20 protein-coding genes are annotated in these 20,818 nt (G+C 72.4%); 9 read left to right on the top strand and 11 right to left on the bottom strand.

Going from position 1 to position 20,818, the window contains the following annotated elements:
- Positions 1–89: 89 nt before the first annotated feature.
- Positions 90–1,727 (bottom strand): acyl-CoA dehydrogenase family protein, encoded by a 1,638-nt coding sequence (locus AADR41_RS12150; protein WP_342281372.1) that lies wholly within the window; start codon positions 1,725–1,727, stop codon positions 90–92.
- Positions 1,728–1,744: 17 nt separating this feature from the next.
- Between AADR41_RS12150 and AADR41_RS12145 the strand changes: the two genes are divergently transcribed.
- Positions 1,745–2,956, top strand: coding sequence for a YihY/virulence factor BrkB family protein (locus AADR41_RS12145; protein WP_342281371.1), 1,212 nt, complete (start codon positions 1,745–1,747; stop codon positions 2,954–2,956).
- Between the two features lie 7 nt (positions 2,957–2,963).
- Here AADR41_RS12145 and AADR41_RS12140 read toward each other — a convergent pair whose 3' ends face one another.
- Positions 2,964–3,389, bottom strand: a complete 426-nt coding sequence (locus tag AADR41_RS12140; protein ID WP_342281406.1) for a CU044_2847 family protein — start codon at positions 3,387–3,389, stop codon at positions 2,964–2,966.
- Between the two features lie 52 nt (positions 3,390–3,441).
- Between AADR41_RS12140 and AADR41_RS12135 the strand changes: the two genes are divergently transcribed.
- Entirely contained in the window at positions 3,442–4,245 is an 804-nt protein-coding gene (locus AADR41_RS12135) for an AraC family transcriptional regulator (RefSeq protein WP_342281370.1), read from the top strand.
- On the opposite strand, the gene AADR41_RS12130 is transcribed toward AADR41_RS12135, so the two are convergent.
- The 4 genes from AADR41_RS12130 to AADR41_RS12115 form a co-directional block, all read right to left on the bottom strand.
- Positions 4,185–4,577: a VOC family protein gene (locus tag AADR41_RS12130; protein ID WP_342281369.1), complete on the bottom strand. Its 393-nt coding sequence runs from the start codon at positions 4,575–4,577 to the stop codon at positions 4,185–4,187. The genes AADR41_RS12135 and AADR41_RS12130 overlap by 61 nt on opposite strands.
- 110 nt (positions 4,578–4,687) lie before the next feature.
- Entirely contained in the window at positions 4,688–6,241 is a 1,554-nt protein-coding gene (locus AADR41_RS12125) for a 3-hydroxyacyl-CoA dehydrogenase (RefSeq protein WP_342281368.1), read from the bottom strand.
- Positions 6,242–6,431: 190 nt separating this feature from the next.
- Positions 6,432–7,265 carry a CoA-transferase subunit beta gene (locus tag AADR41_RS12120; protein WP_342281367.1) on the bottom strand — a complete coding sequence of 278 codons (834 nt, stop codon included), beginning with the start codon at positions 7,263–7,265 and terminating at the stop codon, positions 6,432–6,434.
- Positions 7,266–7,315: 50 nt separating this feature from the next.
- Positions 7,316–8,233: a CoA transferase subunit A gene (locus AADR41_RS12115; protein ID WP_342281405.1), complete on the bottom strand. Its 918-nt coding sequence runs from the start codon at positions 8,231–8,233 to the stop codon at positions 7,316–7,318.
- Positions 8,234–8,548: 315 nt separating this feature from the next.
- On the opposite strand from AADR41_RS12115, the gene AADR41_RS12110 reads away from it, so the two are divergent.
- The 4 genes from AADR41_RS12110 (at position 8,549) to AADR41_RS12095 (ending at position 13,078) form a co-directional block, all read left to right on the top strand.
- On the top strand, positions 8,549–9,457 hold the full coding sequence (locus tag AADR41_RS12110; RefSeq protein ID WP_342281366.1) for a LysR family transcriptional regulator: 909 nt from the start codon (positions 8,549–8,551) through the stop codon (positions 9,455–9,457).
- 128 nt (positions 9,458–9,585) lie between these two features.
- Positions 9,586–10,815: an acetyl-CoA C-acetyltransferase gene (locus tag AADR41_RS12105; RefSeq protein WP_342281365.1), complete on the top strand. Its 1,230-nt coding sequence runs from the start codon at positions 9,586–9,588 to the stop codon at positions 10,813–10,815.
- A gap of 375 nt (positions 10,816–11,190) precedes the next feature.
- The gene (locus AADR41_RS12100; protein WP_342281364.1) at positions 11,191–12,534 is read left to right on the top strand and encodes an MFS transporter; all 1,344 of its coding nucleotides are present in this window, start codon (positions 11,191–11,193) and stop codon (positions 12,532–12,534) included.
- 85 nt (positions 12,535–12,619) lie between these two features.
- Positions 12,620–13,078, top strand: a complete 459-nt coding sequence (locus AADR41_RS12095) for a MaoC family dehydratase (protein WP_342281363.1) — start codon at positions 12,620–12,622, stop codon at positions 13,076–13,078.
- A 92-nt stretch (positions 13,079–13,170) separates the two neighbouring features.
- On the opposite strand, the gene AADR41_RS12090 is transcribed toward AADR41_RS12095, so the two are convergent.
- The 4 genes from AADR41_RS12090 to AADR41_RS12075 form a co-directional block, all read right to left on the bottom strand.
- A complete protein-coding gene (locus AADR41_RS12090) occupies positions 13,171–14,637 on the bottom strand; it encodes a sialate:H+ symport family MFS transporter (RefSeq protein ID WP_342281362.1) in 1,467 nt (488 codons plus the stop codon).
- Positions 14,638–14,700: 63 nt separating this feature from the next.
- Positions 14,701–15,381 carry an N-acetylmannosamine-6-phosphate 2-epimerase gene (locus AADR41_RS12085; RefSeq protein WP_342281361.1) on the bottom strand — a complete coding sequence of 227 codons (681 nt, stop codon included), beginning with the start codon at positions 15,379–15,381 and terminating at the stop codon, positions 14,701–14,703.
- Positions 15,378–16,352 carry an ROK family protein gene (locus tag AADR41_RS12080; protein WP_342281360.1) on the bottom strand — a complete coding sequence of 325 codons (975 nt, stop codon included), beginning with the start codon at positions 16,350–16,352 and terminating at the stop codon, positions 15,378–15,380. The genes AADR41_RS12085 and AADR41_RS12080 overlap by 4 nt, the downstream gene beginning before the upstream one ends.
- Positions 16,349–17,308: a dihydrodipicolinate synthase family protein gene (locus AADR41_RS12075; RefSeq protein WP_342281359.1), complete on the bottom strand. Its 960-nt coding sequence runs from the start codon at positions 17,306–17,308 to the stop codon at positions 16,349–16,351. The genes AADR41_RS12080 and AADR41_RS12075 overlap by 4 nt, the downstream gene beginning before the upstream one ends.
- 187 nt (positions 17,309–17,495) lie before the next feature.
- On the opposite strand from AADR41_RS12075, the gene AADR41_RS12070 reads away from it, so the two are divergent.
- Positions 17,496–18,194 (top strand): FadR/GntR family transcriptional regulator, encoded by a 699-nt coding sequence (locus AADR41_RS12070; RefSeq protein ID WP_342281358.1) that lies wholly within the window; start codon positions 17,496–17,498, stop codon positions 18,192–18,194.
- A gap of 89 nt (positions 18,195–18,283) precedes the next feature.
- Here AADR41_RS12070 and AADR41_RS12065 read toward each other — a convergent pair whose 3' ends face one another.
- Complete coding sequence (locus AADR41_RS12065; protein ID WP_342281357.1) at positions 18,284–18,874, bottom strand: TetR/AcrR family transcriptional regulator; 591 nt, start codon at positions 18,872–18,874, stop codon at positions 18,284–18,286.
- 115 nt (positions 18,875–18,989) lie between these two features.
- On the opposite strand from AADR41_RS12065, the gene AADR41_RS12060 reads away from it, so the two are divergent.
- Positions 18,990–20,114, top strand: coding sequence for an ABC transporter permease (locus tag AADR41_RS12060; RefSeq protein WP_342281356.1), 1,125 nt, complete (start codon positions 18,990–18,992; stop codon positions 20,112–20,114).
- Positions 20,111–20,803 (top strand): ABC transporter ATP-binding protein, encoded by a 693-nt coding sequence (locus AADR41_RS12055; RefSeq protein WP_342281355.1) that lies wholly within the window; start codon positions 20,111–20,113, stop codon positions 20,801–20,803. Before AADR41_RS12060 ends, AADR41_RS12055 begins: the two co-directional genes overlap by 4 nt.
- The last annotated feature ends 15 nt before the right edge of the window (positions 20,804–20,818 follow it).

Here is a 20,818-nt window from a genome sequence, read left to right as displayed (position 1 = left end):
GCCCGTGTTCCGTCGTCCGGTGTGCACAGCATGGAGGGTGGTGCCGTGTCGGCGCAGCACCACCCTCCGTTGCTGTCCACGGGCGGCTCTCAGTGCGCCACGGGCCTCGCCCGTTCGACGACCGACGCCAGATCGAGGGTGTGCGGCAGCGTCCCGAAGGCCGCGCCCCGATCCCCGCCCAGCCGCGACGCGCAGAACGCGTCGGCCACCTCCGGCGGTGCCCACCGCACCAGCAGCGAGCCCTGGAGCACCAGCGCCATCCGCTCCGCCAGCCGGCGGGCCCGCGCCTCGATCCCGTCCAGATCGGCCAGCTCCGTCAGCATGTCCCTGATCGCCCGGTCCAGCCGGTGATCGGCCCCGCGCGCCCTGCCGACCTCCTGGAGGAACGCGTTCAGCGCCATCGGCTCATGCTGCAGCGCCCGCAGTACATCCAGTGCCTGTACGTTCCCGGCGCCCTCCCAGATGGAGTTGAGCGGCGCCTCGCGCAGCAGCCGGGGCAGCCCGGACTCCTCGACGTAACCGTTGCCCCCCAGACACTCCAGCGCCTCGCCCACCACCGGCGCGCACTGCTTGGTCACCCAGTACTTCGCCGCGGGCACCGCGATCCGCAGAAAGGCCCGCTCGCTCTCCGATCCGTCGTCGCAGGCCGCCGCCAGCCGCATCGCCAGCACCGTCGCGGCCTCCGACTCCAGCGCCAGATCGGCCAGCACATTGCGCATCAGCGGCTTCTCGATCAGCACCCCGCCGAACGCGCTGCGGTACGTGCAGTGGTGGATCGCCTGCGCCACCGCCTGCCGCATCAGCGCCGCCGAACCGGCCACACAGTCCAGCCGGGTCGCCGCCACCATCTCGATGATGGTGTGCACCCCGCGCCCCTCCTCACCGACCCGGCGCGCCCAGCTGCCGTCGAACTCGACCTCGGCCGAGGCGTTCGACCGGTTGCCCAGCTTGTCCTTGAGCCGCTGGATCGCGAACGGGTTGCGGGTGCCGTCGGGCAGCACCCGGGGCAGCAGGAAACACGTCAGACCACCGGGTGCCTGCGCCAGCACCAGAAAGCCGTCGGACATGGGCGCCGAACAGAACCACTTGTGCCCGGTGAGCAGATACTCGCCCGCCGCGGCCAGCGGCTCGGCCCGGGTCGTGTTCGCCCGCACGTCCGTGCCGCCCTGCTTCTCCGTCATCCCCATCCCGAGGAGCGCACCGGCCTTCCGCGCGGCGGGCCGCAGCCCCTGCTCGTACACCGGCGAGGTGAGCAGCGGCTCCCACTCGGCGGCCAGCTCCGGATCGGTGCGCAGCGCGGGCACCGCCGCGTGCGTCATCGACAGCGGGCAGCCGTGCCCGGCCTCGGGCTGCGTCCACACCAGGAAACCGGCCGCCCGCCGCAGATGGCCGGCGGGCCGGCCCCAGGCACCGGTCAGGCCCGCGCCGACCGCATGGCCGAGCAGCCGGTGCCAGGCCGGATGGAACTCGACCTCGTCGATCCGATGCCCGTACCGGTCGTGCGAACGCAGCACCGGCGGATTGGCGTTCGCCTGCGCACCCCACTCCTGCACCTGGGCGGAGCCCGCGGCACGGCCCAGCTCACCGAGTTCGTCCCGGACTTCGGCCAGTAGCTCGGGCGGTGTGTGACGTTGCACGGCCTCGGTCAGGGCCCGGTCGGTGCCGAACACGTCGTAGCCGGTCAGCGGCGGTACCTGGTTGGACACGGTATGGGTGGTGGCTGCCATGCCGATACGGTAAGGACGTGCAGGCAGCAAACAAAACACCCGACAGGCCACCGGGCCGGCTCCACCGGGCCCGAGTCCTCTACCGCAACGTATCCAAGCGGCAGATGGCCTGGCGGTTGCTCAAGGACACCGTCAACTCGTGCATGGAGTACCGCATTCTCGGGCTCGCCGCCGAGGCGGCGTTCTTCACCCTGCTGTCCCTGCCGCCCCTGCTCCTCGGCCTGATCGGACTGCTCGGATACGTCGACGAGTGGACCAACACCACCACGGTCGCCTCCATCGAGCGCAACATCCTCAACGCCGCGCAGACCGTGCTCAGCGAGCGCGGCGTCAACGACTTCGCCAAACCGCTGCTCGCTGACGTCTCCACCGGCGCCCGGCCCGACGTCATCTCGATCGGCTTCGCGATCGCGCTCTGGTCGGGCTCCCGCGCGGTCAATGTCTTCATCGACACGATCACCGTGATGTACGGCCTCGACGGCCAGCGCGGCATCGTCAAGACGCGGCTGCTCGCCTTCCTGCTGTACGTCGTCGCGCTGCTGCTCGGCGCCGTCGTGCTCCCGCTGCTGGTCGTCGGCCCCGACCGGGTCGTGGAGTTCGTCCCCTGGGGCACCGAGCTCATAAGCGTCCTGTACTGGCCGCTGGTGATCCTTCTGTCGATCGCGTTCCTGACGACGCTCTACCACGTGTCGGTGCCGGTCCGTTCGCCGTGGATCGAGGACATGCCGGGCGCGCTGGTCGCACTGGCGATGTGGGTGCTCGGCAGCTTCCTGCTCCGGATCTACCTCACCAGTACGGTCGAGGGGCCCACGATCTACGGCTCGTTGGCGGCCCCGATCGCCGTACTGCTGTGGATCGGCATCTCCGCGTTCGCGGTCCTGGTCGGCGCGGCGGTGAACGCGGCCATCGACCGGGTCTGGCCCTCGCTGGCGACCGCCGCCGCCCGCGCGGCGAACGACCGGGTACGGGCGGCCCAGGCGGCGGAGCTGGTCGCCCGGGCGCAGGCGGGGAACCAGGAGGACTGGGACGACGACGAAGACGATGACGACGACGGGAGCGATGTCGGCGACAGCCCCTACATGCCCTCCGAGTTCCCGGAGCGCTGGTCGAAGTTCCTGCCGCCGGACGACGTGAAGTCCAGGCTGCAGCCGAGCCGCGACAAGGAGCCGGAGAAACCGGACCCGGAGAAGCGGGACGAGGGGAAGCAGGACGAGGAGTCCGGCGACTGAGCGGCCCCTACGGCGCGGGTGCGGGTGCGGGCACCGGAGCGGTAGCGGGAGCCGGAACGGCCGGCTCCGCCGGAGCCGCGGGCACCGGCGGTGTCGCAGGCGCCGTCGGCGTCGCGCCGGGGGACCAGGACAGCTTGACCGTCAGATGCCCCTCGACCGCGCTCTTGGCGATCACCGCGCCGGCCTCAGCCGTGATCTTCACCCCGAACTCCAGCTCCACCCCGTCCGGCTTCAGGTCGCCGTCCCGGAAAACCGCCAGGGCGGACTCCGCCGCCGACCGGATCCCCGTCAGCGCACTGTCGAACGTACGCCCGGCTCTGGCCAGGGTGTTGTCGTCGCCCAGCGCCACCAACTGCGCGCCCTGCGTGTGCCGGTCGACCTCGACCGTGACCGTCGCGCCGCTTGCGGTGGTGAACTCCATCAGTGCCGTCATGACCGTCCCCGGGAAGCTGATTCCGTTCGCCGACGAGATTAGCGTGTGAGCCATGGCTGACAGCTACGAAGAGCGGATGTCGCGGTTCGAGGGTGCGATCGTCTGGACGCTGAGCGTGCCGGAGGGATCCACCCATCCGGTGCTGCCCGACGGCTGCATGGACCTGCTCTGGATCGGTGGACGGCTGCTCGTGGCGGGCCCCGACACCCGCGCCGCGACGCCGTCCGCCCCGGCCGGCGGACGGTGCGCCGGCATCCGGTTCGCGCCCGGCACGGCCCCCGCGCTGCTCGGGGTGGCGGCGGACGAGCTGCGCGACCGCCGCGTCGAACTCTCGGACCTGTGGCCGGGAGACCGGGTGCGGGTACTCACCGAGCAGCTTGCCGAGGCCCGCGACCCGGCTGCCGCGCTGGAGGACATCGCGCTGCGCCGGGCGGCCGGGACGGCGCCGCCGGACCCGCTGATGCGGTACGTCGCCGGCCGGCTCGACGCCGGATGGTCCGTCGCGGACACCGCACAGCGGGCCGGCCTGGGCGCCCGCCGGCTGCACCGCCGTTCGCTCGCGGCCTTCGGCTACGGGCCGAAGACACTCGCCCGGATCCTGCGCCTGCAGCGCGCGCTGGCCCTCGTCCGGTCCGGGACGCCGTACGCCGAGGCGGCGGTCGAGGCGGGCTGCACCGACCAGGCGCATCTCGCCCGCGAGATGCGCGACCTGGCCGGCACCACCCTGACCGCCCACCTGGCCCGCCGGGGTCCTTCGTCCGGATCGGGCCGGATCAGGAAGCGGGGGCCGTCGCCTCAGCCGTTGGCGGCGAACAACGACACCGCGCAGCCGTCCGGGTCGAGGACCGTCGCGTAACGCTGCCCCCACACCGCGTCCCACGGCTTCAGATGCCCCCGGTATCCCGCGCCGGTCAGGTCGCCGTACACCGCGTCCACCTCCGCCGGGCTGTCGCACAGGAAGGCCAGCGAGAGACGGTCCCCGCCGGTCGGCGCGGTCCATCCGGGGTCGAACGAGCGCATGACGTCCTCGGTGTCCCACAGCAGCCGCTGGCCGCCCGGGAGCGTCACTTCGACATGGGGTGCGGATTCCGCTCCGGCAGGGATGTCGAGGCCGAGCCGGCGGTAGAAGGTGAGCGATGCGGCCAGATCCGCCGTGACGATGCCGATCGCGTCCATGCGTGGAGTCATGCTCCGACCGTACGCCGGGCCCCGGCACGGGTCTTGTACGAAACGGACACTGCCGGTACGCGGGGCGAGTGCCGCCGGGGGAACCCGGCAGCACCCGTTCGCCACCGCGGCTACGTGGCGTCGGCCGTGCAGTCGGCGGGCGACGTGCCCGGGTCCGTCAGCGCGAGACCGAGCTGGGCGCGTTCGGTGACCCAGCGGCTCGGACGATGGCGCGGATCGCCCGTCGTGCGGTGCAGGGCGCGGTGCAGCTCCAGCATCCGGTCCGCGCCGATCCGGTCGCCCCAGGCCAGCGGACCGACGGGGTAGCCGAGCCCGGTGGTGACGGCGAGGTCGATGTCGGCGGGAGCGGCGATGGAGCGCTCCGCGATCCCCGCCGCGACCGACACGATCGAGGCGAGCAGCCGCTGGGCGACCGAGCCCGCGGTGTCCCGCACCACCGAGACCGCCCACGGCTCCTCGCCCTGTGCCGCGCGGGCCAGCACCGCGCGGGCGTCGCGTGCGGCGGCCGGATCCGCCGCCGGGGTCACGGCCAGCACCCGCCGCCGACCGGCCGAGGGCAGCGGGTCCACGCCGAAGGTGCGCGCCGCCGGCAGCCCGTGTCCGGCGATCTCCCCGGCCACCGCGGTGCCCCAGACCGGAACCAGCACCAGGGCGCCGGCGGACGGGCCCTCGCCGGTCTCGACCACGGCCCCCGCGGCGGTCAGCGCGGTCCGCAGCGCGGCCGCGTCCCGGGCCCGCCCCCCGGTGCCGTGGACGAACACCGGGCGGCCCGCGTCGCCGGTGACCGGCGGCTCCGGAGCGGGGGCGGGCACCTCGGGGCCGTACGCGTACCAGCCGCGCCCGGTCTTGCGGCCGTGCAGCCCGGCCGCCACCCGGTTCGGGGTGAGGTAGGAGGGGCGGAGCCGGTCCGCGTGGCGGAAGCCCTGCCAGACCGAGTCGATCACCGCGGCCGTCACATCCAGGCCGGTGAGGTCCATCAGCTCGAACGGGCCCATCCGCAGGCCCAGTACGTCACGGGCGATCCGGTCGATGTCCGCCGGATCGCCGACCGTCTCCTCCAGCAGCGCGAGCGCCTCGGTCACCAGCCCGCGCCCGGCATGATTGACGAGGAAGCCGGGGGTGTCGGCGACGGTGACCGCGCGATGGCCGCAGCTCTCGACGAGTGCGGTCAGGGCCGGCGGGATCTCCGGGCGGGTGGCGGCGCCGGGCACGACCTCGACGATCTTCATCAGCGGCACCGGGTTGAAGAAGTGCAGCCCGGCCAGGCGTGTCGGGTCCTCCAGCGTCGCGGCGATCCGGGTGACCGACAGGGACGAGGTGTTGGTCGCGAAGACGGTCGTCGCGGGCAGCGCCTTCTCCAGCCGCCCGAACACCTCCGTCTTGGTGTCGAGGTCCTCCCGCACGGCCTCGACGACCAGCTCCACCTCCGGGCCCTGGGCCCACGGGTCGTCGAGCGGGATCAGCCGCTCCAGGGCGGCTGCGCCGCCCTCGGCGGACATCCGGCCCTTCTGGACGGCCCGTTCGAGCATGGACCGTACGAAGTCCACGGCGGCCGTAACGGCCTCCGTACGTACGTCGCACAGCTCGACGGTGTGTCCGGCGGTCGCCGCCCACTGGGCGATGCCGCGGCCCATGGCCCCGGCGCCGACGATCCTGATACGCATGGCGGTTGCGGTCCTCTCGCGGTGTGACATGTGATCCGTCCGGGTCGGCGGGTGTGACATGTGACCTGTCCGGGGTGGCGGGCGTGACATGTGACCTGTCCGGGTCGGCAGGTGTGACATGTGACCTGTCCAAGCCGACGGGTGTCACATGTGACCCGCCCAAGCGAACGGGTGTGACATGTGATCCGTCTCAACGAAGATAGACGCGGCCCGGGTCCACGTCCTCACGCAGCAGCCGGAGTTCGGCCGCGGTCGGCGGCGGGACCGTGCCGACCGTGTCGGCCACCTTCAGCTCCCAGCCCGTGGCCGCCCGCACCTGTTCGACGGTGACACCGGGGTGGACGGCTACCAGGCGGAGCTCCTCGCCGACGCCCGCGCGGGCCAGGATGCCCAGTTCGGTGACGACCCGGGTGACTCCGGCGCCCAGCGGCCGGATGCCCTCGGCCAGTGCCCGGTCCGGGCCGGGAGTGGTGCAGAAGTCCAGGTTCCCGGTGAAGGAGCGTGGGTTGTGGCGGCGCATCACCACGAAGACCTCGCGGGAGTTGGCCATCACCTCGACGCCGCCGCCGGAGCCGGGCAGCCGGACCGAGGGGCTGTCCCAGTCACCGATCACGGAGGTGTTGAGGTTGCCCCACCGGTCGATCTGCGCGGCGCCCAGGAACCCCACGTCGATATGGCCGCCCTGGAGGACGCAGCCGAAGAGCGTGGGCATCGCGAGCACCGCTTCCGCACCGGTGATCAGAACCGCGTCGGCGATGGTCTCCGGCAGGTGCGAGGGGTGCGCGCCGCAGACCCCGGACTCGTACACGACCTCGATCTCCGGGGCGACCGTCAGATGGGCCAGCTCGGTGGCGAGCGTCGGCAGACCGATGCCGGCGAACACGGTGCGGCGCGCGGCCAGTTCGCGGGAGGCGACGACGGAGAGCAGCTCCGAGGAGGTGACGGTGTCCGGTGCGGTGGTGGTCGTGGCTGTTGCGGCTGTCGTGGCTGCCCTGGCCGTCGCGGTCGTCTTGGGCGCGGTCATGGGGTGTTCCCTTTCCTGTTCCGTTTCCGCCGGCCGTGCGGTCCGCCCGCTCACAGCCGCCGCCCGTAGTTCACGGGCAGGCTCAGCGCCTCACCGACCGCCAGGCCCGCCCAGAACTCCTCGCCGAGCCTGTCGACGTACTCCGCGTGATCGGCCGTCCCCAGCACCCATTCCGCCAGCCAGTCCTGGAGCCGCTGCGGATCCTTGCTGATGTGCGACCAGGCACGGTAGAAGGCGTTGTCCCGGTCGTAGTACCCCTGCGCGAAGGAGGGGTGGGCGCCGCGCGGGCAGACGACGACCGCGTCGACCGCGTGGGCGGGGACGAGCGTACGGTTCGGGTCCGAGCGGATCACCTCGTCGTCGACGATCTCCTCCACGACGACGATGGCCTTCTCGGCCGCGTACACCGCCTCGGCCTGGACGCCGGTCAGGCCCCACATCTGGGTGTTGCCGCTGCGGTCGGCGCGTTGGGCGTGGATGATCGTCACGTCCGGGTTGACCGGCGGTACGACGTAGATCTGCTCGGGCTCGCCGTCCGGACCGGGATAGGGCGAAGTGACCTTGCGCATACCGCTGTTGACGGACGGCAGATCGCTTCCGCCGTAACTGCGCAACGGATGGAACGGCAGTCGCTGCGCACCGGCCAGATAGCGGCAGATCATCCCGTAGTGGCTGTACTCCTCGAAGGCGAGCGGCGCGGGCTCTCCGGTCTCGATGCGGCGGCGCAGCTCGCCGAGCGATCCGGCGGAGGAGTTGCCGACGAAGGAGGAGACCAGCCGCGAGACGCAGCCCGCGGCGATCATCTGGTCCACCACGATGTCCGCGGTCATCCGGACCACGGTGAGGTCCCGGCGGCCCTGGCGGATGATCTCGTGACCCGCGGCGGTCGGGACGAGATGGGTGAACCCTTCGAGACAGACGGTGCCGCCGTCGTGGACGAAGGCTGCTATCGCCGCCTTCATCGACATCGTCTTGTCTTTCCGGTCCGTCGTGGCCACGGTGCTCCTCCGGCTCTGCCTGCGCGTCCTGGTAAGCGCGTCGCTCCACCGTGTCAGCGGCTATTGATTGCTGTCCAATACCAAATTAAGGTCGTATCAAGACGCCTTACTAATGAATCGGATCAGTTGGTCCGGTCGACGGGTGTCGGCGAGTGCCGGCGAGCCGGGTTGGCATGCCGGATCGATGAATCCGGCCGATGAATCCGGCTGATGAATCCGGCTGATGAATCCGGCTGATGAATCCGGTCGGCGGCGACCGGTGATCGAAACCGAAGGGGAGCGCGCATGGAGCTGCGTCATCTGTCCGCGTTCGTCGCCGTGGCCGAGGAACTGCATTTCGGACGGGCCGCGAAGCGGCTGCAGATGGCCCAGCCCCCGCTGAGCCAGCAGATCCGCCAGCTGGAGAAGGAGCTGGGCGTCCAGCTCTTCGAACGCAACACCCGGTCGGTGCGGCTCACCAGCGCGGGGGAGTCCTTCCTCCAGCCGGTCCGCACCGTTCTGGACGACCTGGACACCGCGGTGCGCGCCGCGAAGGCGGCGGGCCGCGGCGAGTACGGCCGGGTCACCATCGGCTTCGCGGGCGCCTCCAGCCACGAGACGCTGCCGCACCTCACCAGGGCCGTGCGCGCCGCCCACCCCGCCCTCGAACTGGTCATGCGGGGCCAGACCTACGCCAACGTCGCCCTGGACCGGGTCGCCGACGGCTCGCTCGACCTGGGCTTCGTCCGGCTGCCGGTGAGCCAGCCGGGAGTGGCCTACCGGGTGATCGACGAGGAGGAGCTGGTCTGCGCGCTGCCCTTCGATCACCGGCTCGCCCGGCTGGAGAGCGTCCCCATCGACGTCCTGGCCGAGGAGCCCTTCGTCTCCTTCCCCGCCAACACCGGCTCCACGGTGCGCGACGCGATGGTCGGGGCCTGCGAGGCCGCCGGGTTCAACCCCCGGGTCGTCCAGGAAGCGCCCGACTCGTACACCATCCTGGCGCTGGTCGCCGCGGGTGTCGGCGTCACGCTCACCGTCACCTCCGTCCAGCACATCCAGCAGAACGGACTGGTCTACCGGCCGCTGTCCGGCCCACCGATCCGGCTCCAGGCGGCGCTGGCCTGGCGGGCCGACAATCCTTCCGCCGCACTGCGGGCGGTCCTCGCCGTGGCGGAGGACGCCCTGCCCACGCCGACGGGCCCGGCGGGGGCGTGAACCGCCGTGGGCCGGCGCCGCATTGAGACGCGCCACGTCTTGAACCAGGGCGAACTGGATATTGGACCGACTCAGTCGCCGGGTGCAAGGGTCGGCGGCAAACGCCCTCGCCACCGAAAGGTCACGCCGTGCCCGACCAGCAGCTCGATGTCGTCATCTGTGAACCACTGCGTACCCCCATCGGCCGGTTCGGCGGGGTGTTCGCGCAGCAGACGCCGGCCGTACTCGCCGCACGTGTCATCGCCGAGGTCGTGGCCCGCACCGGTATCGACCCCGGTGCCGTGGACGAGGTGATCCTCGGCCACTCCTACCCGTCCGCCGAGGCCCCCGCCATCGGCCGGGTCGCCGCTCTCGACGCCGGGCTGCCCGAGACCGTCACCGGTTCCCAGGTCGACCGCCGCTGCGGCTCGGGCCTTCAGGCCGTGCTCGACGCGGCGATGCAGATCCGGGCCGGCTTCAGCGAGGTCGTGATAGCCGGCGGAGTCGACGTGATGAGCGCCGCCCCGTACTACACCCACGACGGCCGCTGGGGCATCAAGGGCCCCGGCCTCCAGCTCCACGACTCGCTGGCCCGGGGCAGGGTCACCGCGGGCGGCATCAACCACCCCGTGCCGGGCGGCATGATCGAGACCGCCGAGAACCTCCGGCGCGCATACGGCATCAGCCGCGCCGACCAGGACGCCCTCGCCCTGCGCTCCCAGCAGCGGGCCGGCCGGGCGGCGGCCGAGGGACGGTACGACGCCGAGACCGTCCCCGTCACCGTACGCACCCGCAAGGGCGAGACGGTCGTCACCGCCGACGAGCACCCCCGCCCCGACACCACCGCCGAACAACTCGCCGCGCTGCGCCCGGTCATGGCGAAGTCCGACCCGGAGGCGACCGTCACCGCGGGCAACGCCAGCGGCCAGAACGACGCGGCCGCCGCCTGCCTGGTCACGAGCGCGGCCACCGCCGAACGGCTCGGCCTCACCCCGCTGGTCCGCCTGGTCTCCTTCGCCCGTGCCGGGGTGCCCGCCGCCACGATGGGCATCGGCCCCGTCCCGGCGACCCGGGCCGCTCTGGCCCGTGCCGGACTCGCCCTCGCCGATCTCGACCTGATCGAGCTCAACGAGGCCTTCGCCGCCCAGGTGCTGGCCTGCACCCGCGAACTGGGCCTCGGCGAGAAGGACCACGAGCAGCGGATCAATGTCAACGGCTCCGGCGTCTCCCTCGGCCACCCGGTCGGCGCCACCGGCGCCCGCATCCTCGCCACGCTCACCCGTGAGCTGCACCGCCGCGAGGCGCGGTACGGCCTGGAGACCATGTGCATCGGCGGCGGGCAGGGCCTTGCCGCGATCTTCGAGCGGATCGCGGCCTGAGATCCGGCCGCTGAGATTTCACAGGTGCCACTGAGGTGTCATGGGTGCCGCTGAGGTGTCACAGGTGCAGTGAGACGCGTGACGTCTCACTGCACCAGTAATTCGGTATTGGACCGTTCTAGGTCCCGGCTGGCACCGTAACGCCATCACCCCCCGACGCCGCGGCCCCTCCCCGGTTCACCGACGCGTCCCCACGTGTCCCGAGCACCATCAGGCATTCCCACGCACTGCCACTCAGCGCCACTCAGCGCCAAGCAGTCCCGCAGTGCCTCGCAGTCCCGCGCGGCGACGGGCGTCCCGGGCGACGCCCATTCCCGTCCACTGCCATCTCGTCCCCTGCCATCCGTTCGATCAATGACGTTCACGGGAGCCACCATGAGTGCGTCCACCGCCAGCGCACGAGAGCGCACAAGAGCCGCGAACCGTGCCGGATTCGGTGCTTTCATCGGTTCGACCATCGAATGGTTCGACTTCTACATCTACGGGACGGCGGCCGCGCTCGTCTTCGACAAGGTGTTCTTCCCCGAGCTGGACGGCCCGGTGGGAACCCTGGTCGCCTTCGCGACCTTCTGGGTCGGCTTCCTCGCCCGGCCCATCGGCGGGATCATCTTCGGCCACTACGGCGACCGCCTGGGCCGCAAGAAGACCCTGGTCATCACCCTGCTCATGATGGGCATCTCGACCACCGCGATCGGTCTGCTGCCGAGCTACGCCTCCATCGGCATGGCCGCCCCGATCCTGCTCGTCGCCATCCGCATGGTGCAGGGCATCGGCCTGGGCGGTGAGTGGGGCGGTTCCGTACTGATCGCCTCCGAGCACGCTCCGAAGGGCAAGTCGGTGCTGTACGGGGCGTTCGCCCAGCAGGGCTCGCCGGTCGGCAACACCCTCTCCACCCTGAGCTTCCTCGCCATCAGCCAGCTGCCCGACTCCGCGTTCGTCTCCTGGGGCTGGCGGGTGCCGTTCCTCTTCTCGGCCGCCCTCGTCATCGTCGGGCTCTTCGTCCGGCTGAAGGTCGCCGAATCCCCGGCGATGGCGAAGCTCATCGAGAAGAAGGAGGTCGTCAAGCTTCCGCTGACCGAGGTCCTGCGCACCCAGCCCATGCTGATCGTCCTCGGTATCGGTGCCTGCACGATCGGTCTGTCGGCCACCTACTTCAAGTCGACGTTCGCCCTGTCCTGGGCCACCTCGGCACTCAGCTTCGACCGCAGCTCGTTCCTGACGATCATCCTCGTCGCCAACATCACCCAGATCGTCGTCCAGCCCTTCGGCGCCCTCATCGCCACCCGCATGAAGAGCTGGTCCCGCGCGGTGACCGTGATGCTGGTGCCCGAGCTGATCCTGATGCCGGTGATGTTCCTGCTCATCCGCACCGAGAACTACGGGCTCGCGATGCTCGGCGTCGCCGTCGCCACCATCCCGCACTGCCTCTACTACGCGGCCCTGGCCGGCATGCTCGCCAGCCGTTTCCCGGCCCACCTGCGCTACACCGGAATCTCGCTGTGCTACCAGCTCTGCGGGACGCTGCTCGGCGGCACGACCCCGATCATCGGCCAGTTCCTGCTCAACCGAACCGGCTCGATCACCGCCGTCATCGCCTATGCCGTCTTCCAGGTGGCGCTGACGCTGGGCTGCATGCTCCTGCTGCTCAAGCGCCCCGACCACGACGAGCAGGCCGCCGAGCCCGTCGCCGCGGCACGCACCGCGGCCGCTGCCGTCTGACCCCCGCCCCACGAGAAAGATCTGTCTCCCGCCCCACGAGAAGATCTGTCCCCGCCCCACGAGAAGAGACGAGAGGACGGCCGTCGTGCCGCTGACCGTTGAAGGCATCCCGGAGCTCCTCGCGCTGAACGGGCGCGACCTCGGGCACTCCGACTGGAAGGAGGTCACCCAGGAACTCATCGACGCCTACGCGGACGTCTCCGGGGACCACCAGTGGATCCACACCGACGTCGAACGCGCCGCGTCGGGCCCGTACGGGCGCACCATCGCCCACGGGTACATGGTGCTCAGCTGGGGCATCCCGATGTTCGCCGAGCTGCTCCGGGTCGAGGGGGTGGGCCGCGCCCTCAACTACGGGCTCGACCGGGTCCGCCACCCGGCGCCGGTACCGGTCGGCAGCCGGGTCCGGCTGCATGCCGCGGTCGCCGGGGTGAAGGAGGTCGCGCGCGGCGGTGTGGAGATGGCGCGGGCGTTCACCTTCGAGCTCGAAGGGTCCGCGAAGCCGGCCTGCGTGGCCCGGTCATTGACGCATTTCTACCCGTAGGACGGGCGACGCCCGGGGCGGGGCGGGTGTGGAGGACACCGCTCCGTCCCGGGCTTCCCCCACGGTCCCGCCCCGCCCGTGCGGCCCCGGCCTCAGCCGGTGGCCGTCGTGCGCGGGGCCGCGTCCCGCTCCGCAGCCGTCACCGCGAGATGGTCCCGCTCGGCGTCCGGGTCGGTGAGCCGGTTCAGCCGGGCCGGTACGTCGAACCCGACCAGCAGCACCACGATCACCGTGCCCGCGAAGGTCAGCACGGCCAGCGCCTGCCCCAGATCCATGCCGGACGCCAGATGCGCCCCCAGCACCGGAGCCACCGCGCCGCCCAGTGCCCCCACGTTGTACGTGAAGCCGAGCGCCGCGCCCCTGCTCGCGGTAGGGAAGTGCCCGCCGATGTAGCGGGGCAGCAGCCCGGAGATGCCGAAGCTGGTCGCCTGGAGCAGGAAGAGCAGGATGCCGAGCAGCAGCAGGTTGTCGTGCACGGCGAAGACCGGGTAAACGAACGCCAGCGACGCGAGCAGGGTCAGCGCGTACGCCTTCTTCGCACCGATCCGGTCACCGAGGAAGCCCGCGGTCCAGCAGCCGACCATGGTCCCGAAGCCCGCGAAGTACAGGACGTCGGTGACCTGGTCGGTGGAGTAGCCGAGTTCGGTCTTCAGATACGTGGGCAGCAGCGCCTGGATCGGCCACGAGTACAGGAACGCGAAGAACAGCGTCACGATCATCGACAGGTAGAGCACCCAGCCGCGCTTCCCGCCCAGCTGCACGGCGAACGCGGCGAGCGTCAGCCCGGCGACCACCGAGAGCACCGGAACCGCCCCGGCCCCGCCCGGGGTGAAGACCAGGAAGAGCGAGACGGTGGCGACGACCACCAGGACCGTATTGACCGCGGCCCGGCCCCGGGTCGAGAACAGCGGCCGGAACGGATTGGGCCTGGCGCCCTTGTCCGCGACGCTCTCCGTCCACTCCTCGGCCTCCGGCAGCGCCCGCCGCATCCACAGCGCGATGGCGATCGGGATCAGGCCGAGGTAGAACATCCACCGCCAGCCGAGCGAGGGCACCACCCAGTTGTAGACCTGCGCGGCGAGCACCGAACCGACCGAGAAACCGGAGATCAGGAAGCCGCTGGCCCGGCTGCGGAGCCTGGCCGGCCAGCTCTCCATGACGTACGTGGCGCTGGCGCTGTACTCACCGGCCATGCCCATGCCGATGGCCAGCCGGGCGGCGAACAGGCTCTGGTAGTTCCAGGCGAATCCGCAGGCGAAGGTGCCGAGCGAGTAGAGCAGGATGCTCAGGACCATGGAGAGCTTGCGGCCGTACCGGTCGCCGATGGCGCCGAGCACCGCACCGCCCAGCCAGCGGGTGATGAAAGCGCCGGAGATCAGGCTGGCGGCCTGCACCGTGCTCAGCCCGAAGTCGTCACTGATCTCGGTGAGCACGAGGGTGATCAGCACGAAGTCGAAGCCGTCGAGGACATAGCCGATCCAGGCGGCGAGGAACGACTTCCACTGGGTGCCGCTCACTTCTCGGTACCAGCGGAGCTTGGCGGGTGATGTGGTCTGCACGGTGACTCCAGGATGCGGGACGGCGCTCGTCGTCGGGCGGCCGCTCCGCGTGGTGGGGGCGGGTCAGGGCCGGGCGATGCCCGCCACGAAGCGGGCGGTCAGGGCGGTGGGTGCGGTGATGGCGGTGCCGACGACGACGCTGTGCGCGCCGCGTGCCAAGGCCTGGGCGGCGTCCTCGGGGGTGTTGATACGGCCTTCGGCGACCACGGGTACGTCGATCGCGGCGGCGAGCGCGGCGACCAGGCCGAGATCGGGACCGGACTGTTCCGGCGTGCCCGGTACGTAGCCGGAGAGGGTGGTGGAGACGAAGTCGGCGCCCTGCCCGGCCGCGGTGATGCCCTCCGCCAGCGTGGCGACGTCGGCCATCACCAGCGCACCGGCGCCGTGCACCGCCGCGACCAGCTCGGCGAAGGTGGAGCCGTCCGGGCGCGGCCGGTCGGTGGCGTCGGCGGCGACGACGTCGGCGCCGGCCTCGACCAGTGCGAGGGCGTGCCGGACGGTCGGGGTGATGTAGACGCCGACGTCACCGTCCTTCCACAGGCCGATGACCGGCAGATCCACGGCCTCGACGATCGCGGCGACGACCTCCGGCTCATTGGCGCGGATCGCGGCGCCGCCGCCGGCGACGGCCGACCGGGCGAGCCGGACGAGGGTGCCGGTCTCCCGCATCGGGTCGCCGGGGGGTGCCTGGCAGGACACGATCAGCCTGCCCCGGAGGGAGGCGGCCAGTTCCTGAGCGGTCATCGAAGGACTCCCTGGTGGTGGAGGGGAAGTGTGGTGGTCAGGGCGGCGGCGCCGAGCACCGCCGCGTCGGCGCCGTACAGGGGCGCCCGGGGCAGGAGCCCGCGCAGCGGCGGCATCAGTTCCGCGGTGAAGGCGGCGGTCAGGGCGTCCCCGTACAGCGGGCCGATCCGCGGCACACCGCCGCCGACGACGACCCGGTCGGGCCCCAGCGCGTTGGCGAGCCCGCCGAGCACCCTGCCGGTGGCGGCGGCGCCGGTGGTGATGGCGCGGACGGCCGCCGGGTCGCCCTGCCCGGCGCGGGCGGCGACGGTTTCGAGCCGGTCCGCGCGGGCGCCGGCCAGCCGCTCGTAGTGGGCGGCGATGCCGGGCCCGGAGGCGATGACCTCCAGATGCCCGGTCGCGCCGCAGGTGCAGGCCAGTCCGGCGGCCTCGGGGCTGGACAGGTGGCCGAGGTGCCCGGCCAGCCCGGAGGCGCCGTGCAGCATCCGCCCGTCCACGGCGACCGCGCCGCCCACTCCCGTACCGACGGCCACGAAGAGCAGCGAGCCGCCCCCCGGGTGCCGCGCGGTCAGCGCCGCGAGTTCCGGTCCGGCCGTGGCGCGTACGTCGTTGTCGCAGGCCACCGGGTATCCGGTCCGGTCCGCCAGGCCGGTGCCCAGTGCGGTGCCGGCCCAGCCGAGGATGGAGTCGGTGGCGCTGGTGACCATGCCGGTACGCGGGTCGACGACCCCGGCCGCCGCGACGCCGAGCGCCGTGGCCAGCCGTCCGGGATCGACGGCCGCGGCCGCCCCGGCGAGCGCGTCCAGCACGGCCGCCGCGCCGTCCCGGGCCGGTGTGGGCCGGGTGTGCCGGGCCAGTACCGTGCCGTCCGGGCCGAACAGCGCGGCGGCGATCTTCGTACCGCCGAGGTCGAGCCCGATCACCGTGGCACCGGTGCCACCGGCGGCCGGCCGGAAGCGGTCGTCGCTCATCGGACCGGCGGCAGACCGGCGGCGCGCAGGCGCTCGGCGACCCGGGCGACGGACTCGGCGCCGAGCTGGATCTGCGGGAACGCCGTGTCGCCGCAGTCGATGACGCCGAGCAGGTGGAGCGCAGCCTTGAACGAGCCGAGCGCCGAGGAGCTGCGGCCCATGTCCGCCTCCGGGCCGACGTCGACCATGGCGAACAGCTCCACCAGCCGCTCCTGCTCCTCGGCGGCCAGCTCCCAGTTCCCGGCCCGCGCGGCGTCGTAGAGCCGTACGTATCCGGCCGGGTCGACATTGCCGATGCCGGGCACCACGCCGTCGGCCCCGGCCAGCAGGACGGCGTCCACGGTGAGTTCGGATCCGGTGAGGATGCTGAACCGGGGCGCCGGGCCGTCCGCGCGGCCGTTGCGGCCACCGAGCTCGACGATGAGACGGCGCAGTCCGCCCTCGTCGCCGCTGCTGTCCTTGAGGCCGGCCAGCGTGCCGTCCTCGGCGAGCTCGCGCACCAGCGCGGGGGAGAGCTTGCTGTGCACGGCGACCGGGATGTCGTACGCGAACAGCGGCAGGTCGACCGCCGCGCGCAGCCGCCTGAAGTGCTGGGCGATCTCCTTGCCGTGGGTGCGGGTGTAGAACGGCGCGGTCGCGACCAGGGCGTCGGCGCCCAGCCCGGCGGCGGCCCTGGCGTGTTCGACGACCCGGGCGGTGGTGGTGTCGATGACACCGGCCAGCACCGGAACCCTGCCGTCGGCCGCCCCGACCACGGTCGTCAGCGCCGTGGCGCGCTGCTCGTCGGTGAGGTAGGCGACCTCGCTGGTGGACCCGAGCGCGAACAGCCCGTGCACACCGCCGTCGACGAGGTGCTCGACGAGGCGGGCGAGGGATGCGGTGTCCACCTCCCCCCGGGGGTCGAGCGGGGTGCAGACGGGCGGGACGACGCCGCGCAGCGGTGAGGTCAGTGACATGGTGACGGGCTCCAGTCGGGTCGATGCTCGGTCGAGGGTTCGCGCGCAGGCTCGGTCGACGCGCCGGTCCGTGCCCGGAAAGGCTGCACCGACCGAGAGGTGAGACGTAAGATGTCCTATGTCCGGCTCACCTTAAACAGATGCTCCTGTGAACGGTCAAGGGGCAATCGCACCTCGGGAGGTTGTTGTGGCGCGCCCCACCATGGCTCAGGACATAGAGCGCCGGGTCAAGGAGCTGATCCTGGAACGGAGGCTCGCCCCCGGCGACGCACTGCCCACCGAGGCCGAGCTCATGGAGCTCTTCGGGGCCGGCCGGGTCTCGGTGCGCGAGGCCCTCAAGGCGCTCCAGGCCGTCAACGCCGTGGAGATCCGCCGGGGCTTCGGGACCTTCGTCGGCTCGCTCTCGCTGTCCGCCTTCGCCGAGGGGCTCGCCTTCCGCGCCGCGGTCCGTCACCGGCAGGGCGAGCCGGGCCTCTTCGAGCTGATGAAGGTCCGGGAGGCGCTGGAGGCCGGTCTGGTCGGCGCCGTCACGGCCGGCATCCCCGACGAGGACCTCGACGTGCTGCGCGGACTTGTCGCGAGGATGGAGACCGAGGCCCGCGACGGCGGCCGGGTCGCGCGCTCCACCGACCGCGCCTTCCACCTCGCGCTCTACGCCTCGCTCGACAACCACCTGCTCAGCGAGGTGCTCGACGCGTTCTGGGCGGCCATGGACCGGGTGCGCGAGGACCTCGACGACGGCCATCAGGACCCGGTGGCCACCTGCGTCCAGCACCGCGAGATCGTCGAGGCGGTCGCCGCGGCCGACGGCGAACGAGCGGTCCGCGCCATGCGCACCCACTTCGACGGCATCCGCACCCGCCTGGAACCGCCCCCGGCCCGGTAGCCGGGCGCGCCCGCCCGGGAGCCGTCGCCGAACCCGCGACCGTCCCCGGTCCCGTGACCGTCCCCGGCCCCGTGACGGCGCCCGCCCTCCTACCGCCCCGGCGTCGCCCCGGTGATCGCCGTGACGGCCATCCGTACCGCCCGGTCCGTCACCGCCGCGGCGTCGTCGCCGTTCTCGATCGCGGTTGTCGCCGCGTTGACGATTCCCTGGAGGAGCAGGGCCGTGCGTCGCGGATCCTCCTCGCCCAGCTCGGTCAGCGCGCCGATCAGCGGGGTGAGCAGCTCCCGGTGCGCCCGCACCGCGCTCTCCCGCACCACTGCCGCGTCCCGGACGCCGGCCAGCGCCCGGGCGATCCGGTGCTCCCCGCCGCGCACGAGCTCCAGCTGGGACGACACATAGGCGGCGATCTTCTCCTCGGGCGTGCCGGCCGCCGACATGCCCGCGCGGATGGCGTCCGTCCAGCGGGGCATCGCGTCCTCGACGACCGCGGCGAGCAGCTCGGGGCGGCCGGGGAAGTACTTGTACAGGCTGTTGCGGGCGAGGCCCGTCGCCCTGGCGACCGCGGTGAAGGTCACGGCCTCGGCGTCGCCGCCCTCCAGCAGTTCGCGCGCCGCCCGCACCAGGGCCAGCCGCTGCTGGGCGTGGTGCTCGGCGACGGTGGCGGCTCTGATCCTGGGCACCGGCCCAGTCTAGAAGCCCCGGCACACCTCCGACCCCACTTGGCGACACCGCGTCCCCATCATCTATGTTGGCGACGCACCGTCCCTAACATCGATCCATCGAAGGGAACCACCCGTGTTCCTCGCTCTGCTGGAGCTGCGCGCCGCCCGAGGGCGCTTCCTGCTCATGGGGTCCGTCGTGGTGCTCGTCGCCGCACTCGTCGGCATCGTCTCCGGCTTCACCACCGGCCTGGGTGACGACACCATCTCCGCGCTGCGCCGCCTCCCGGCCTCGCAGCTGGTCTTCTCCTCGGACGCCCGGTCCGACCAGTTCGCCCGCAGCCTCATCGACGAGAGGACCGCCGCCGCCTGGCGCGCGGACGCGGGCACCGACACGACCCCGCTGGGCGTCGCCATCACCCGCGGAACGACGAACCGCGGCGCCGAGGTCGACCTCGCCGCCTTCGGCGTCGAGCCCGGCTCCTTCCTCAACCCCTCGGCCACCGACGGCGACGGCCTCACGGACGGGAAGCCGGACAGCATCGTGATGTCCGCCGAACTCGCCGACGAGGGAGTACGCGTCGGCGACACCCTGATCATCGACCGGCTCGGCATCGAACTGCGCGTCGTCGGGCTGACCGAGCGCTCCGCCTACGGTCATGTGCCCGTCGCCTACGTCCCGCTGAGGACCTGGCAGCGCATCCGCTTCGCCACCCCCGGCACCCCGGCCTCCGCCACCGCCACGATCCCCGGCCAGTTCAGCGCCCTGGCCCTGCGCACCCCGCCCGCCAAGACCTCGGCCGCCACCCTCGACGCACGGCACTCCACCACCACCCTCACCAAGGAGAAGGCATACGAGGCGGCCCCCGGCTACACCGGCGAGCGCGTCACCATGACCTCGATCCAGGTCTTCCTCTACCTGATCGCCCCGCTCGTGGTCGGCGCCTTCTTCGCCGTGTGGACCGTGCAGCGGCAGCCCGAACTCGCCCTGCTGCGCGCACTGGGCGCCTCCCGCCGGCGGCTCCTGGCCCACACCGTGCTCCAGGCGGCCCTGGTGGTCGTCCTCGGCACCGTGGCGGGTGCCGTGCTCGCCGGAGCGGTCGGGCTGCTGGTCGGCGAACAGGTGCCGTTCAGCCTGCCCGCCACCACCCTCGCCGGCACCATGTGCACCGTCGTGGCCGTCGGCCTCGCGGGCACCGTCCTGACCCTGCACCGGGTCACCCGAGCCGACCCGCTGACCATGCTGGGAGCCAACCGATGAGCCTCGAACTGACCGGCGTCACCGTGGAGTTCGGCAGCCCCGACGCCCGTACCACCGTCCTCGACGGCCTCGACGTCACCTTCGGACCCGGCCGCATGACGGCCCTCGTCGGCCCGTCGGGCTCCGGCAAGTCGACGCTGCTCGCCGTCGCGGGCGCGCTGCTGCGGCCCACCGCCGGGCAGGTCCTGCTGGACGGCGAGAACCTCGCCGGGCTCGGCGACGCACAGCGCGCCAGGGCCCGCCGGGAACGGATCGGCTACATGTTCCAGAGCGGCAACCTGCTCTCCGGGCTGGCCGCCGTCGACCAGCTGCTCGCCGCCGTGTACATCGGCGGCCGACGTCCCCGCGCGCACCGGACCCGCGCCGAGGAGGCCCTGACCCGGGTGGGCCTCGGCCACCGCCTGCGCCACCGCCCCGAACAGCTCTCCGGCGGCGAACGCCAGCGGGTCGCCCTGGCCCGCGCGCTCCTCCTCTCCCCGAAGCTGCTGCTGATCGACGAACCGACGGCGGCCGTCGACCGCTCGCAGGCCGGTGAACTGGCCGCGCTCCTCGCCGAACGCACCCGCCAGGACGACTGCGTCACGGTCGTCGCCACGCACGACCCGGCCGTGGCCGAGGCCGCCGACCGGGTCGTGGACATGGCCGCGCTCACCGCCGACGCGACCCGGTCCGCACCGTCCGGCCGCTGACCCCTTCCGCTGCCG

Source organism: Streptomyces sp. CLV115 (assembly GCF_038448545.1).
Taxonomy (GTDB): Bacteria; Actinomycetota; Actinomycetes; order Streptomycetales; family Streptomycetaceae; genus Streptomyces; species Streptomyces sanglieri.
This window is presented reverse-complemented; position numbering and strand designations above follow the sequence as displayed.

Coding starts and splice junctions, on each gene's coding strand:
- AADR41_RS12150 (WP_342281372.1), bottom strand. CDS start 1,727: ATGGCAGCCACCACCCATACCGTGTCCAACCAGGTACCGCCGCTGACC.
- AADR41_RS12140 (WP_342281406.1), bottom strand. CDS start 3,389: ATGACGGCACTGATGGAGTTCACCACCGCAAGCGGCGCGACGGTCACG.
- AADR41_RS12135 (WP_342281370.1), top strand. CDS start 3,442: ATGGCTGACAGCTACGAAGAGCGGATGTCGCGGTTCGAGGGTGCGATC.
- AADR41_RS12130 (WP_342281369.1), bottom strand. CDS start 4,577: ATGACTCCACGCATGGACGCGATCGGCATCGTCACGGCGGATCTGGCC.
- AADR41_RS12125 (WP_342281368.1), bottom strand. CDS start 6,241: ATGCGTATCAGGATCGTCGGCGCCGGGGCCATGGGCCGCGGCATCGCC.
- AADR41_RS12120 (WP_342281367.1), bottom strand. CDS start 7,265: ATGACCGCGCCCAAGACGACCGCGACGGCCAGGGCAGCCACGACAGCC.
- AADR41_RS12115 (WP_342281405.1), bottom strand. CDS start 8,233: ATGTCGATGAAGGCGGCGATAGCAGCCTTCGTCCACGACGGCGGCACC.
- AADR41_RS12110 (WP_342281366.1), top strand. CDS start 8,549: ATGGAGCTGCGTCATCTGTCCGCGTTCGTCGCCGTGGCCGAGGAACTG.
- AADR41_RS12100 (WP_342281364.1), top strand. CDS start 11,191: ATGAGTGCGTCCACCGCCAGCGCACGAGAGCGCACAAGAGCCGCGAAC.
- AADR41_RS12085 (WP_342281361.1), bottom strand. CDS start 15,381: ATGACCGCTCAGGAACTGGCCGCCTCCCTCCGGGGCAGGCTGATCGTG.
- AADR41_RS12080 (WP_342281360.1), bottom strand. CDS start 16,352: ATGAGCGACGACCGCTTCCGGCCGGCCGCCGGTGGCACCGGTGCCACG.
- AADR41_RS12075 (WP_342281359.1), bottom strand. CDS start 17,308: ATGTCACTGACCTCACCGCTGCGCGGCGTCGTCCCGCCCGTCTGCACC.
- AADR41_RS12055 (WP_342281355.1), top strand. CDS start 20,111: ATGAGCCTCGAACTGACCGGCGTCACCGTGGAGTTCGGCAGCCCCGAC.